13 protein-coding genes are annotated in these 13,020 nt (G+C 53.4%); 10 read left to right on the top strand and 3 right to left on the bottom strand.

Going from position 1 to position 13,020, the window contains the following annotated elements; translation table 11 throughout:
- Positions 1-538: 538 nt before the first annotated feature.
- The 8 genes from ACTJI9_RS08420 to ACTJI9_RS08385 all read left to right on the top strand — a co-directional run bounded on the left by ACTJI9_RS08420 (position 539) and on the right by ACTJI9_RS08385 (position 10,638).
- Positions 539-1,768 (top strand): phosphopentomutase, encoded by a 1,230-nt coding sequence (locus ACTJI9_RS08420; RefSeq protein WP_440807212.1) that lies wholly within the window; start codon positions 539-541, stop codon positions 1,766-1,768.
- Complete coding sequence (gene mutM / locus ACTJI9_RS08415; protein WP_440807210.1) at positions 1,761-2,654, top strand: bifunctional DNA-formamidopyrimidine glycosylase/DNA-(apurinic or apyrimidinic site) lyase; 894 nt, start codon at positions 1,761-1,763, stop codon at positions 2,652-2,654. Before ACTJI9_RS08420 ends, mutM begins: the two co-directional genes overlap by 8 nt.
- An 11-nt stretch (positions 2,655-2,665) precedes the next feature.
- The gene (locus ACTJI9_RS08410; protein ID WP_115051393.1) at positions 2,666-3,439 is read left to right on the top strand and encodes an enoyl-CoA hydratase; all 774 of its coding nucleotides are present in this window, start codon (positions 2,666-2,668) and stop codon (positions 3,437-3,439) included.
- 219 nt (positions 3,440-3,658) lie between these two features.
- A complete protein-coding gene (gene rpsT / locus ACTJI9_RS08405) occupies positions 3,659-3,925 on the top strand; it encodes a 30S ribosomal protein S20 (RefSeq protein WP_008122492.1) in 267 nt (88 codons plus the stop codon).
- Positions 3,926-4,770: 845 nt separating this feature from the next.
- Complete coding sequence (gene dnaA / locus ACTJI9_RS08400) at positions 4,771-6,351, top strand: chromosomal replication initiator protein DnaA (RefSeq protein WP_115051395.1); 1,581 nt, start codon at positions 4,771-4,773, stop codon at positions 6,349-6,351.
- Positions 6,352-6,518: 167 nt separating this feature from the next.
- Positions 6,519-7,637: a DNA polymerase III subunit beta gene (gene dnaN, locus ACTJI9_RS08395; protein ID WP_115051396.1), complete on the top strand. Its 1,119-nt coding sequence runs from the start codon at positions 6,519-6,521 to the stop codon at positions 7,635-7,637.
- A gap of 17 nt (positions 7,638-7,654) precedes the next feature.
- Positions 7,655-8,818 (top strand): DNA replication/repair protein RecF, encoded by a 1,164-nt coding sequence (recF, locus tag ACTJI9_RS08390; RefSeq protein ID WP_115051397.1) that lies wholly within the window; start codon positions 7,655-7,657, stop codon positions 8,816-8,818.
- Positions 8,819-8,976: 158 nt separating this feature from the next.
- Positions 8,977-10,638: a lactate permease LctP family transporter gene (locus ACTJI9_RS08385; RefSeq protein ID WP_115051398.1), complete on the top strand. Its 1,662-nt coding sequence runs from the start codon at positions 8,977-8,979 to the stop codon at positions 10,636-10,638.
- 59 nt (positions 10,639-10,697) lie between these two features.
- Here the strand turns inward: ACTJI9_RS08385 and ACTJI9_RS08380 are convergent, their stop codons facing one another.
- Together ACTJI9_RS08380 and ACTJI9_RS08375 are read right to left on the bottom strand one after the other, a co-directional pair.
- A complete protein-coding gene (locus ACTJI9_RS08380) occupies positions 10,698-11,111 on the bottom strand; it encodes a pyridoxamine 5'-phosphate oxidase family protein (RefSeq protein ID WP_307282417.1) in 414 nt (137 codons plus the stop codon).
- A gap of 109 nt (positions 11,112-11,220) precedes the next feature.
- Positions 11,221-11,439 carry a DUF2945 domain-containing protein gene (locus ACTJI9_RS08375; RefSeq protein ID WP_307282415.1) on the bottom strand — a complete coding sequence of 73 codons (219 nt, stop codon included), beginning with the start codon at positions 11,437-11,439 and terminating at the stop codon, positions 11,221-11,223.
- 134 nt (positions 11,440-11,573) lie between these two features.
- Here ACTJI9_RS08375 and ACTJI9_RS08370 point away from each other — a divergent pair, with 134 nt between their 5' ends.
- A complete protein-coding gene (locus ACTJI9_RS08370) occupies positions 11,574-12,020 on the top strand; it encodes an SRPBCC family protein (protein WP_440807206.1) in 447 nt (148 codons plus the stop codon).
- On the top strand, positions 12,007-12,336 hold the full coding sequence (locus ACTJI9_RS08365; protein ID WP_307282411.1) for an ArsR/SmtB family transcription factor: 330 nt from the start codon (positions 12,007-12,009) through the stop codon (positions 12,334-12,336). The genes ACTJI9_RS08370 and ACTJI9_RS08365 overlap by 14 nt, the downstream gene beginning before the upstream one ends.
- Here the strand turns inward: ACTJI9_RS08365 and ACTJI9_RS08360 are convergent.
- A complete protein-coding gene (locus ACTJI9_RS08360) occupies positions 12,313-12,927 on the bottom strand; it encodes a TetR/AcrR family transcriptional regulator (protein ID WP_115051402.1) in 615 nt (204 codons plus the stop codon). The two genes, ACTJI9_RS08365 and ACTJI9_RS08360, sit on opposite strands and share 24 nt — an antisense overlap.
- Between the last annotated feature and the right edge of the window lie 93 nt (positions 12,928-13,020).

The following is a 13,020-nucleotide window of genomic DNA, read 5'->3' as shown; positions in this document are numbered from 1 at the left end:
AACCGTGTTAAGTATACATTAGAAATAAACTTTCGAGAACCTATCCTATGCCAAAATCGAAATTTACTTCCGCAAATCCATTTTTTCCTGACAACGGCAACCGCTATTCCTCAGAATGCTCGGTAGTTTTACCGGTATTTAGCGCCACCAAGTTTCAGTAAATGCGCAAGCATACTAATTCAAACTGAAACTTCTAAAGATTGCCCCTTGAACCCATTCGTCCGATCTCGCTTGATCAGATCAACCTGAGATAGTCTGTAAAGAGTATTTCAAGGGCGAGATAGCGTTAAGGTTGCATTCCACTTGCATGATTGTCGACCGTACCTCAGGGCGCAATTAGTAATTTTATCTAGAACCACCGCACATCGCTGATCCGAGAAAATTATCGACGCCGAGGAGCCTTGGCACGTCTGCCCGGATCCTGAAAAATCCATACTCAAAGGCATGATGTATCCACAATTTGTCTTTGGGCGCCGTTTCACCTATCTGTGGTTTTTGGAGCAAAACAAGATCTGCTCAAACTTTCGTGGAGTGGGCCATGTCTCGCGCTTTTCTTTTTGTACTGGATAGTTTTGGCATTGGTGGCGCGCCGGATGCCGCAGCCTTTGGCGACGAGGGTTCCAATACCTATGGCCATATTGCTGAAGCTTGCGAGGCGGGACGAGGCGACAAAGCCGGACTTCGCTCGGGCCCGCTTTCATTACCTAACCTCAGTGCGCTCGGGCTGGCCCACGCCGCCCACCTGGCTTCCGGCTTTCAATTACCACCCCAGCCTCTAGAACTTACCTGCCTATGGGGTGCAGCGCAGGAAGTCTCCAACGGCAAGGACACGCCGTCCGGCCATTGGGAAATTGCTGGTGTGCCGGTGACTTTCAACTGGGGTTATTTTCCGCAAACGATACCCGCCTTTCCGGCAAGCCTTGTCAGCGCGGCTGTACAGCGTGCCAGCCTGCCCGGAATTCTTGGAGACAAACATGCATCCGGCACAGATATTATAGATGAGTTCGGCGAGGAACACATTCGGACCGGCAAGCCCATCTTCTATACATCCACCGATAGCGTGATCCAGATCGCCGCTCACGAAACACATTTCGGACTGCAACGGCTTTATGACCTTTGCCAGATCGTGCGCGAGCTAGTTGACCCGCTCAATATCGGACGCGTCATAGCGCGACCCTTTCTGGGGGAAAGCAAAAGCACATTTGAGCGGACTGGCAATCGCCGTGACTACTCCGTTCCACCGCCGGAACCGACGCTTTTGGACAGGCTCACCGAGGCTGGGCGCACTGTCTTTGCAATCGGCAAGATTGGCGACATCTATGCCCATCGCGGGGTAAGCCATGTGCGCAAGGCGAATGGCAATATGGCGCTGTTCGACGAGACGTTGAAAGCAATGGATGAGGCAAAGGATGGCGACTTGGTTTTCACCAATTTTGTCGATTTCGACATGCTGTATGGCCATCGCCGTGATGTTGCGGGCTATGCGGCCGCGCTTGAGGCGTTTGATCGTCGTCTTCCTGAAGCCCTTGCCAAGCTGAAACCCGGCGACCTCATGATCCTGACGGCTGATCATGGCTGTGATCCAACCTATAAGGGAACCGATCATACGCGTGAGCGGGTTCCGGTTCTGTGCACAGGGACTGGCCTGCCCCATGCCTCGTTGGGGCTTCGCCTCAGCTTCGCAGATATTGGCGAGACGATTGCCGCCCATCTGAGTATTGCCGCTGGCAAGCATGGTAAAAGCTTTTTGAAGGGCACCGATGCCTGAATTACCCGAAGTAGAAACTGTAAAGCGCGGCTTGCAACCCTCAATGGAGGGCGCAACCATTCGCCAGGTGGAGCAGCGGCGTCCTGATCTGCGCTTTCCCTTTCCCGAAAACTTTGCCGGGCGTTTGATCGGACAGCGCATCTCATCGCTGGAGCGGCGGGCAAAATATCTCATATTCCACCTTGATAATGGCCTTGGCCTTATCAGTCATCTTGGCATGTCCGGCTCCTACCGCATTGAGCAGGAGGATGGCAGCGATATTCCCGGCAGCTTCCATCACGAGCGCTCGAAACTTTCCGCTCATGATCATGTGATCCTGCATCTGGCAGGAGGCGACGGTATTAACCGCCGTGTCGTCTATAATGATCCGAGACGGTTCGGATTCATGCTTTTTGCCGAGCCGGACCAACTCAATGCCCATCCTCTTATCAAAGATCTTGGCACGGAGCCGACGGGCAACCGCCTTGATGGTTCCCTCATCGCCAGGCTTTTTGCAGGCAAGTCTGCGCCCTTGAAAGCGGCATTGCTTGACCAGAAGCTCATTGCCGGACTTGGCAACATATATGTCTGTGAAGCCTTGTGGCGTGCGGAGCTCTCTCCGGTGCGCATGGCTGGCAGTATTGCGGGCAAGGACGGCGAAGCGACGCCCATGTCCGATCGGCTCGCGACATCGGTCCGGGCTGTTATCGCCGATGCGATCAAGGCAGGCGGTTCCAGTCTCAAAGACTATGCACAGACCAATGGCGAGCTGGGATATTTCCAGCACTCGTTTTCTGTCTATGATCGCGAAGGTTCCCCTTGCCCCCGCAATGGCTGCGGTGGCACGATATCGCGCATTGTCCAAAGCGGCCGTTCAACATTTTATTGTCCTGTCTGCCAGCATTAGGAGATTTATTCATGGCCTATGAGAACATCATCGTCGAGACGCGGGAGAAGGTTGGTTTTATTCAGCTCAATCGGCCCAAAGCGCTCAATGCGTTGAACTCCGCTTTGCTGGCCGAATTGACAACAGCGCTCGAGCTCTTTGAGTCCAATGCCCGAATAGGCGCAATCGTGATTACGGGCTCTGAAAAAGCCTTTGCTGCTGGCGCCGATATCAAGGAAATGCAAACGTTGCAGTTTGCCGATGCCTATACGGGTGACTATTTCAGCGGCTGGGAGCGCGTTACCGCTATCCGGAAACCCATGATTGCAGCTGTGGCCGGATATGCGCTGGGCGGTGGCTGTGAACTCGCCATGATGTGCGATTTCATCATTGCTGCCGATACGGCCAAATTCGGCCAGCCGGAGATTACCCTCGGCGTGATGCCCGGCATGGGCGGCTCACAGCGGCTCACTCGCTTTGTTGGCAAATCCAAAGCCATGGACATGTGCCTGACAGGCCGAATGATGGATGCGAATGAAGCAGAACGCAGCGGGCTGGTTTCCCGCGTGGTTCCAGCAAATGAACTTGTTGAGGAAGCGCTGAAGGCCGCCCAAAAGATCGCGTCTTTCTCCCTGCCTGTCGTCATGATGACAAAGGAGACGGTGAACCGGGCTTATGAGACGACGCTGACTGAAGGTCTGCGTTTTGAGCGGCGCGTGTTCCATTCCATGTTTGCGCTGGAAGACCAGAAAGAAGGCATGGCCGCTTTTGCCGAAAAACGCGCCGCCAACTTCAAGGACAGATAAAAACCATTGCTCGACAGGCGGATCCAGTGCCCTTTTTGCCCTCTGATCAGCCTGTCGATGCCGACCTTGCGAATTTGCGGGAACTCTCCACAGATTCCAAGTTGACGCATAAGCAAACCTCATCTATAAGCCCGTCAACGTTCGGTGGCCCTTGGCCGCCCTATTATTTTGTGACGACAGCCTGAAGCTGTCGATTAGCTGACAGAAAAGAGAGGCATCATGGCCAACACTCCTTCGGCCAAGAAAGCGGCGCGTAAGATCGAAGCCCGCACCGAAGTAAACAAGTCCCGCCGTTCGCGCGTGCGTACCTTCCTTCGCAAGTTCGAAGATGCGGTAGCAAGTGGCGATCAGGCAGCTGCTGCCCTTGCCTTCAAGGCAGTAGAACCAGAAGTAATGCGCGCTGCATCGAAGGGTGTCTTCCACAAGAACACCGCTTCGCGCAAGGTATCGCGCTTGTCATCGCGCCTGAAGGGCATGACTGCTTAAAACCATTCTAAATTTACATATGAAAACCCGGCTATTCCTTAGCCGGGTTTTTTTATTGGCGTTTTTTTGGGAATAAATTCGTTTCCCGAGGAAAACAATACGGCTTGCCCATGCAATGTCATATGCTTGTCACAAGCAATGTGAGACAGAAAGCGACAGCCACTCTTTATCGTTTATTTTCAATAAGTTAGCGAAGGTAGCCTCCATAGATCAAATGGAGGGTTCGGATTCTCCGGCTGGAGCTACTGTCAAGCGAATATTTATTATTTTTTTTTGGTCGTCGGACTCCGCACTGCAACAAAATGTGAGCTCTAAAAAAGGCGTTGAATCCGAACACTTTTTCCCGCTTGCCCCGACAACAGTTAAAAAAAATGCAATTTCGTTAACCCTTGCTTCATTAAAAATCCCGCGACTCGCACTTGCCCTCACCGCAAAGGTTTTTGTAAGGTCCAGACATCGACGGGGTGGGAAAAACCCAATTAACAGGCTTATAAAATTTTGGTTGTGAACGCAGATTTCTAGTTTGCGTAACGGGTAGTTTTTGTCAGTGCTCAGGTCCAGCGGACTTGGAGTCATTTCATTAAACGAGGGCGTTGACGGCGCTGGCGAGAGCCGGGCGTGAGTCTTGTCGCGCTCAAAACTTGAGAAGGATAGAACGGTGACATTGATCGAAAATTCGCAGTACGAGTCTTCATTCCAAATGCGTGTCAGCGTTTCAAACTTTAACAACTAGCTTAAAATGAACGGACCGTTCGCAAAGCTGAACGTCCGGATTTACTGTGCGGTGAAAGCCGGCACGCAAAAACCACGGGCAAAACAAAAAGACCCGATACATATCTTTCAGGATGAGGCGAATGACAATGAACAGCGGAATAATGGAAAACGGCGCAAAAGCAGCCATAGTCCCGCTCCATATGGGTGAGGGGAAAGCTATGGAGATAGCCACCAGTCCAGGCGAAGCGATCTTTGAGCGTGTGAAACTCAAACTGAAAGCAAAACTGGGAAGCGAAGTTTATTCGAGCTGGTTTGGCCGCCTGAAGCTGGATGAAACATCAAAGAGCATCGTTCGCCTGTCTGTCCCCACAGCTTTTCTCCGGTCGTGGATCAACAATCACTACGCGGACATGATTGCAGCGCTATGGCGCGAAGAAGACGAACAGGTTCTCAAGGTCGAGATCGTTTTCCGTAGCGCAAGCCGGGCCGCTATCCGCCCATCCTGCGATGAAAGTGCATTGCGCAGCGAAGCCTCTGGAGCTGATCGCGCCGGTTCTGACAAGTCCAGCTTCGCCCGCGAAAAGCCGGTATTCCCGGTGGGCAACCTTGCTTCCGACAAGAAAACGCCTGCCCACTTCACCGACCGTGCGCAAAATGCCGTTTTCGGCTCGCCGCTTGATCCCCGCTATACATTCGACACCTTTGTCGACGGCACACCAAACCGTGTCGCTTTGGCTGCTGCCCGCACCATAGCGGATGCCGGCGCCAGTGCTGTCCGCTTCAATCCGCTTTTCATTCACGCCTCGGTTGGCCTCGGCAAGACCCATCTCCTGCAAGCCATTGCAGCCGAAGCCTTGAAGCGGCCAGAACGCGCCCGCGTTGTCTACCTTACCGCTGAATATTTCATGTGGCGCTTTGCAACCGCTATTCGCGACAATAACGCGCTGTCTTTCAAGGAGCAGTTGCGCGATATCGACCTTCTCATCATTGATGACATGCAGTTCCTGCAGGGTAAGTCGATCCAGCATGAGTTCTGCCATCTTATCAATACGCTGCTCGACAGCGCCAAGCAGGTCGTTGTTGCGGCTGACCGTCCCCCATCAGAGCTGGAATCGCTTGATCCACGCGTCCGTTCGCGTCTTCAGGGCGGTGTCGCGCTCGAAATGATCTCGCCAGACTATGCAATGCGCCTTGAAATTCTCCAGCGCCGGCTTGTGGCTGCGCAGGCGGAGGACAAGTCGCTGGATATCACGCCGGAAATTCTTGATCACGTCGCACGTTCCGTTACCGGTAGTGGCCGTGAGCTTGAGGGCGCGTTCAATCAGCTTCTGTTCCGCCAGACTTTCGAACCCAATCTTTCGGTTGATCGCGTTGACGAGCTTTTGAGCCACCTGATGCGTGGCGGTGAAGCCAAGCGTATTCGCATCGAAGAAATTCAGCGCATCGTTTCGCGTCACTATAATGTTTCCAAGCAGGATCTTCTGTCGAACCGGCGCACGCGGACCATCGTCAAGCCACGCCAGATTGCCATGTATCTGGCAAAGATGCTCACACCACGCTCGCTTCCCGAGATCGGTCGTCGCTTCGGCGGACGGGATCACACAACTGTGCTCCATGCCGTGCGCAAGATCGAGGATATTGTCGGCAAGGATCAAAAACTGTCGCAGGAACTTGAACTACTCAAGCGCCTCATCAACGATCAGGCGCAATAAGCAGCGCCATTCAACAGCTTATCAACAGAAAGCCTGCGGCGAGAACGTGTGTTGCTCCCCGCAGGCTTGCTTTTTACGTCTGTTTTCTGCCAATTTGCTTGACCTAAGGGGAATGCCTCCCCACCACCAGACACTTGTTTGGCAAAAGTCAGTGAGACCGGTTTATCATGCGTGTAACTCTTGAACGTTCCAACCTTTTGAAGTCGCTCAACCATGTCCACCGCGTGGTCGAACGGCGCAACACTATTCCGATCCTGTCGAACGTTCTTCTCCATGCCGACGGGGCCAGCCTGGCTCTGAAAGCAACTGATCTTGACCTTGAAGTGACCGAAGCGACTGCGGCACAGATCGAGCAGGCGGGCGCCACCACCGTTCCGGCGCATCTGCTTTACGATATTGTCCGCAAATTGCCCGATGGTGCGGAAGTCATGCTCGCAACCAATGCGGATGGCAATTCCATGGCCGTGACGTCCGGTCGCTCAAGCTTTCGTCTCCAGTGCCTGCCGCAATCGGATTTCCCTGAGCTTACAGCCGGTACCTTCACCCATACATTCCGGCTGCCGTCGAGCGCCATCAAAGGCTTGATCGACCGTACGCAGTTTGCAATATCCACCGAAGAAACCCGCTATTATCTCAATGGCATCTATTTCCATACCATTGAAAGCGACGGCACACTGAAGCTCCGCGCTGTTGCAACGGACGGGCACCGTCTTGCCCGGGCCGAGCTTGAGGCTCCCGCCGGTAGTGAGGGCATGCCCGGCATCATCATTCCGCGCAAGACCGTGGCTGAATTGCAAAAACTCGTCGACGACCCCGATGTTGTGGTGACCGTTGAATTATCGGAAACCAAAATTCGCTTCACGATCGGCTCCGTTGTTCTTACATCCAAGCTGATCGATGGTACATTCCCGGATTATCAACGCGTTATCCCATCAGGCAACGACAAGAAGCTCACAATTGACAGGCAGAGCTTCGCCGCCGCCGTTGACCGCGTTTCGACAATTTCGAGCGAACGCGGTCGCGCCGTCAAACTGACGATCGCCGAAGGTCAGGTTACGCTTACGGTTAATAATCCGGACTCTGGCAGTGCCACTGACGAGCTGGCGGCAGACTATGATTCAGATGCTATCGAGATTGGTTTTAATGCCAAATATCTCCTCGATATCACGGCCCAGCTGACGGGATCCGAAGCGATCTTCATGCTCGCCGATGCTGGCTCACCAACATTGGTGCGTGATACGGGCGATGAGAATGCGCTTTATGTGCTCATGCCGATGCGGGTCTAGCTGCACCTTGCAGTCTCATGGCCGATGATCCCCCTATGGACGCGGGCAAGCCAGCCCGCGTTTCGATCAGCAGGCTGAAGCTCAGCAATTTCCGCAATTATGAAAGCTTGTCCTTACGGCTGGCGCCTTCGCATGTGGTGTTGACGGGCGAAAATGGTGCAGGCAAGACCAATTTGCTTGAAGCTGTTTCGTTTCTGTCTCCAGGTCGGGGTCTGCGCCGCGCGACCTATACCGATGTCACCCGCAACAATGCAATTGATGGCTTTGCCATTCATGCGTCTATCGACACAGCCGAAGGTACGGTCGATGTTGGAACAGGCTTGGCCGGAAATGCACCAGGCGATACGGCCCGCCGCGTCCGCGTTAATGGCGTAACGGCCACCAGCGCAGACGATCTTCTCGACTATTCACGCATTCTCTGGCTCGTCCCCGCCATGGATGGGTTGTTTACCGGCCCTGCCGGTGACAGGCGGCGTTTTCTGGATCGCATGGTGCTTGCCATCGACCCCGCCCACGGCAAGCGTGTTCTAGACTATGAAAAGTCGATGCGAAGCCGTAACCGCCTGCTTACAGAGGAGCGTGCCAACGCTTCATGGCTTGATGCGATCGAGACGCCCATGGCTGAACTTGGCATCGCTATTGCTGCGGCGCGTGCGGAATTGATGCGCCTCATCAATGGCATGATAGAGCGAATGCCTGACGACACCCCCTTCCCCAAGGCGGACTGCCTGCTTGAGGGCGAGCTGGAACAGCGCATTGGCATAGAGTCCGCGACGGATGTGGAAGAAATATTCCGCCGCGCTCTGCATGATGGCCGCTCGCGTGACCGGGCAGCGGGGCGCACGCTTGACGGACCGCATCGGTCCGACCTGCTCGTGCGGCATCGGCCCAAATCCATGCCTGCGGAACTTTGCTCTACCGGCGAACAAAAAGCACTGTTGATAGGATTGATCCTTTCCCATGCCCGACTTACTGGCGAACTTGCAGGGATGGCTCCGATCCTGCTGCTTGATGAGATTGCGGCCCATCTGGATGAAGGGCGCCGGGCGGCGCTCTTTGACATTATAGAAGAGCTGGGAGGTCAGGCTTTCATGACTGGCACGGACCAGGCACTGTTTAAAAGCCTTGAAGGACGTGCGCAGTTTTTCGATGTGTCGCATGGCGAGGTAACTGGCGTCTAAATAGCGTTACACCACATCATTTGCAGCCCATGGTGCAATATCAAGTGGATTAATGCCCTCTACATCCCATGACTTACAAGTTGCGCTTGCAATATCTCCTGATCGCGTAACTACTAAGCGAATCTGACACATATATTAATGATGGGAGAGCATTCATTATGTGGAATCAGGTTTACAATCCCTTCAACAATGCTGTTCTGTCGACGCTTGCCGCAGCTATACCTGTCGTCATTCTGCTTGCGCTGATAGCGTCAAACAAGGTCAAAGTGCATCTGGCCGCGATTATTGCGCTTATCGCTGCCAATCTGGTTGCGATCTATATTTTCACCATGCCTGCTGATCTGTCCCTGCGCGCTTCGCTTTTGGGGGTCATCACGGGCTTTTTCCCGATCGGCTGGATCGTTCTCAATGTCATTTTTCTCTACCGGCTAACGGTTGAGAAAGGTGTCTTCGAGACCTTGCAGAACACGATTGGCGGCGTGACGCGCGACAGGCGCCTGCAAATCCTGCTTATCGCCTTTTCGTTCGGGGCCTTTTTTGAAGGCGCATCCGGCTTCGGCACGCCGGTCGCTGTCACGGCGGCCATTCTCATCGGCCTAGGTTTCTCGCCGCTCGCGGCATCCGGTCTATCGTTGATCGCCAATACCGCTCCTGTTGCCTATGGCGCTCTTGGTACCCCGATAGCCGGTCTTTCGAGCGTGACGGGGATCGATCCATTTTTGCTCGGCGCGATGGTCGGGCGGCAATTGCCATTCTTTTCGGTGATTATTCCATTCTGGGTAGTGTGGGCCTTTGCGGGCTACAAGGGTATGAAGGAAGTCTGGCCCGCCATTCTAGTCACCGGCCTGTCCTTCGCAATCCCGCAATTCCTGATTTCCAACTATGTTAATCCATGGATCGTTGATATTGGCGCTTCGTTGATTTCGATGGCCTGTCTAATTGGCTTCCTGCGCATCTGGCAGCCAAAGGTCATCTGGACATCGACAGCCTTGCGTATCCGCGATGATTCCGCCAGCCAGGTACCGCCGGTCAAACAGACAAAGAAAGAGCCGACGAGAGCGGAAGTCTGGGCTTCCTTGACACCATGGATCATTGTCTGCGCCGTGCTTTTGGTGTGGGGCACTGACTGGTTCAAAGGCATGGTCAACCCGTGGGCCACCTGGAGCTATCCCGTACCCGGTCTTAATGAGCAGATCATGAAGGTCGCGCCCATTGCCGCAACGCCGACACCGGAAAAAGCCGTATTCGCCTTCACATGGCTCTCTTATACGGGTTCGGGCATGTTGATTGCGGCGATCATTTCCGGCTTTCTCATGGGCTATACGCCGGGCGAGCTTGTCCGCAGCTATGGACGCACACTCAAGCTCTGCTCCTATTCACTCATTACCATTTCCGCCATGCTGGCAATCGGCACGCTCACACGGCTGTCCGGCATAGATGCTACCCTCGGGCTGGCTTTTGCGACAACCGGCGTTCTCTACCCGTTCTTCGGCACGTTGCTTGGTTGGCTCGGGGTGGCGCTCACAGGCTCCGATACCGCATCCAATGTGCTGTTCGGCAATCTGCAGAAAATTACTTCCGAGCAACTTGGCCTATCACCAATCCTCATGGGTGCAGCCAATTCATCCGGCGGCGTCATGGGCAAGATGATCGACGCTCAATCCATTGTTGTCGCCTCCACGGCGACCAATTGGTACGGGCATGAAGGAACAATCCTGCGCTTCGTCTTCAAGCACTCGATTGTACTGGCCTGTCTCGTTGGCATCCTCGTCATGCTACAGGCCTATGTCTTCACCTGGATGATCGTGACACCGCCTTGATTGATCGATAATGGCATAACAAAAGGCGCTGCTTACGGCAGCGCCTTTTGTTGGAAGCATCAGATTTTTATTTCGCCCTCTTCCATGCCATCCCAATAATGAGCGCGCTCAGCGCTAACCCTTATCATCGCCATTCCTTTTGTATCGACACCGTCCTTGAACCAATCATCGAGATCCGGTGTCCAATGTTCCTCAAATTTCTTCTTGTCTTTGATGATCTCGGCTTTCCCTTCGAGAGAAATGGAAAAAGCCTTTTCACCTTGAAAAGTCAGAGCCACCTTGGGATTTCCCTGGATATCTGAAACCATGTGAGAGTCATCCCAAGTGAAAAAGTAGGAATCCCCATCATATTCGACATCACGATTATTGCTCATGGGGCGTCCTGCAATTGCCCCGTTTTTGGCATGGGTCATCAGCATGCAAATATCGATGTCACGCATCTTCTCTGCCAGATAGGAAATGTTCTTGCTCATGGTTTTCTCCCTTTTATCGTGAAAGGGCAACGCGCTAAGGGTCATTTGGTTCAGCTTGAAACCAATTTTCGGTTTGTTGCCTTGCCATATCAATTTAGAGCCTTGTCTGTTACTCAGCAGGCTTCAGTTCCGACCCGCTTTTGAGAACCTTGTCGCCATTTTCCTGTTCGATCAGATAGGCAGGATCTTCCTTGGAAGCTTTGCGTGTTACCTCCGCGCCTTTTATTTTCCGCGTCACCTTGCTCGTGAACGTATGAACAATTTTACCGCTGCCGGTACCATTGCCCCAATTCCATTCAACCGTGTTGCCATTATAGAATTTCGTCATAGTTCTTCCTGTCGATCTCTAAAGACATATTAATCAGGAAAATTCCCATCTGCCTATTCAAACCAGAACCGCAACTTTTTGGTTGCATTTCTTTTCTTGATCTGCCAGATTAAAAGCAACCAGGAGGTTGCATAATGTCTGACCGCATTGAAAAGAACATTGAACTGAATGCGCCTGTCGAAAAGGTTTGGCGCGCGCTCACCGATCATCTCGCATTTGGCGAATGGTTTCGTGTCAAGCTTGATGGGCCCTTTGTTCCCGGTAAGGTTTCCACTGGCCATATTACCTATCCGGGCTATGAACATGTGAAGTGGCACGCGACGGTGAAAGCTATGGACGAGCCTCGTCTGTTCAGTTTTACGTGGCACCCCCACGCGATTGATCCCGATGTGGATTATTCAGATGAGACACCGACCTTGGTCGAGTTTCGCTTGCAGCCTTCGGATAAGGGAACGCGGTTGACCGTCACCGAGTCCGGATTTGACGCCCTGCCCGCCCATCGCCGCGACGACGCTCTCCGCTCAAATGACGGCGGTTGGGATGAACAGATAATGAATATCAAGACCTATGTTGAACGATAGCCATCTTCCCGATCCCGCACCTTTATTTGCGGCCTTGGGTGATCGAACCCGCCTGTCGCTGCTGACCAAGCTCAGCGACGGCCAAACTCGTTCAATTGCGGGCCTTTCTTCGGATGCGCAGATTACCCGTCAGGCTGTCACCAAGCATCTCAAGGTTCTTGAGGACGCTGGATTGGTGATCAGCACCAAGGTGGGCCGGGAGAGCCATTTTGCGTTCCGGCCGGAGCCGATCAAAGATATTCGTGCTTATCTTGATGGCGTTTCCCGGCAATGGGATGATGCTTTGGAACGCTTAAGAGTGTTTGTCGAGCGCTGAGGGTTTTGGCAATAATCCATCCAGCAACTGCCGGATGGCCTTGACTGCCTTGCGCAACGTGGCTTCCGGCTCTGTGGAATTCGCGACCCAAAGCGAAGCGTGGGTTAGCGCTCCATTGAGAATGCGGGCCATTGCTTCCGGCTCGACATCCCTTATCGCCCCTTCATCACGAAGTTGCGTCAGGCTGTCGGTCATGGAGCGAATACAGCTATTTGTTGTTGGCCAGTTTGCCGGGTCGCCCAGAACGGCAGGCCCATCCAACAATACAATACGCTGTATTTCCGGCTCGATCGCCATTTCGACATAGGCCACGCATTCATCGACATAGCCCTGCCAGCGGTTGGTTGCTTTCTCATTGACCTTGATCAAGCGATCATTCATCTCCGCATCGATCTGTTTGATAACAGCTTCGAGCAATCCCTTTTTGTCTCCAAAATGGTGATAGAGCGCCCCGCGGGTAAGCCCCGCCGAAGAGGTGAAATCGTCCATTGATGCGTCCGCATAGCCCACTGTACCAAAGGCGTGCCGGGCAGAAGCCAATAGTTTTGCTCGGGTTTCGACGATCATTTCACTGCGCGGCTTATGGGCCATCAAATTTCCTTTCACATACGCAACGTATATTAGTTGACATACGCGGCGTATGCAACTATTTCATTTATATACGTCGCGTATGTAAATGGCGGC

The sequence above is a fragment of the Phyllobacterium sp. 22552 genome (assembly GCF_052044585.1).
Taxonomy (GTDB): domain Bacteria; phylum Pseudomonadota; class Alphaproteobacteria; order Rhizobiales; family Rhizobiaceae; genus Phyllobacterium; species Phyllobacterium ifriqiyense.
This window is presented reverse-complemented; position numbering and strand designations above follow the sequence as displayed.

Bases quoted from the DNA above. Each gene is read 5' to 3' on its own strand.
- ACTJI9_RS08420 (WP_440807212.1), top strand. From the start codon at position 539: ATGTCTCGCGCTTTTCTTTTTGTACTGGATAGTTTTGGCATTGGTGGC.
- mutM (WP_440807210.1), top strand. From the start codon at position 1,761: ATGCCTGAATTACCCGAAGTAGAAACTGTAAAGCGCGGCTTGCAACCC.
- ACTJI9_RS08410 (WP_115051393.1), top strand. From the start codon at position 2,666: ATGGCCTATGAGAACATCATCGTCGAGACGCGGGAGAAGGTTGGTTTT.
- rpsT (WP_008122492.1), top strand. From the start codon at position 3,659: ATGGCCAACACTCCTTCGGCCAAGAAAGCGGCGCGTAAGATCGAAGCC.
- dnaA (WP_115051395.1), top strand. From the start codon at position 4,771: ATGAGGCGAATGACAATGAACAGCGGAATAATGGAAAACGGCGCAAAA.
- dnaN (WP_115051396.1), top strand. From the start codon at position 6,519: ATGCGTGTAACTCTTGAACGTTCCAACCTTTTGAAGTCGCTCAACCAT.
- recF (WP_115051397.1), top strand. From the start codon at position 7,655: ATGGCCGATGATCCCCCTATGGACGCGGGCAAGCCAGCCCGCGTTTCG.
- ACTJI9_RS08385 (WP_115051398.1), top strand. From the start codon at position 8,977: ATGTGGAATCAGGTTTACAATCCCTTCAACAATGCTGTTCTGTCGACG.
- ACTJI9_RS08380 (WP_307282417.1), bottom strand. From the start codon at position 11,111: ATGAGCAAGAACATTTCCTATCTGGCAGAGAAGATGCGTGACATCGAT.
- ACTJI9_RS08375 (WP_307282415.1), bottom strand. From the start codon at position 11,439: ATGACGAAATTCTATAATGGCAACACGGTTGAATGGAATTGGGGCAAT.
- ACTJI9_RS08370 (WP_440807206.1), top strand. From the start codon at position 11,574: ATGTCTGACCGCATTGAAAAGAACATTGAACTGAATGCGCCTGTCGAA.
- ACTJI9_RS08365 (WP_307282411.1), top strand. From the start codon at position 12,007: ATGTTGAACGATAGCCATCTTCCCGATCCCGCACCTTTATTTGCGGCC.
- ACTJI9_RS08360 (WP_115051402.1), bottom strand. From the start codon at position 12,927: ATGGCCCATAAGCCGCGCAGTGAAATGATCGTCGAAACCCGAGCAAAA.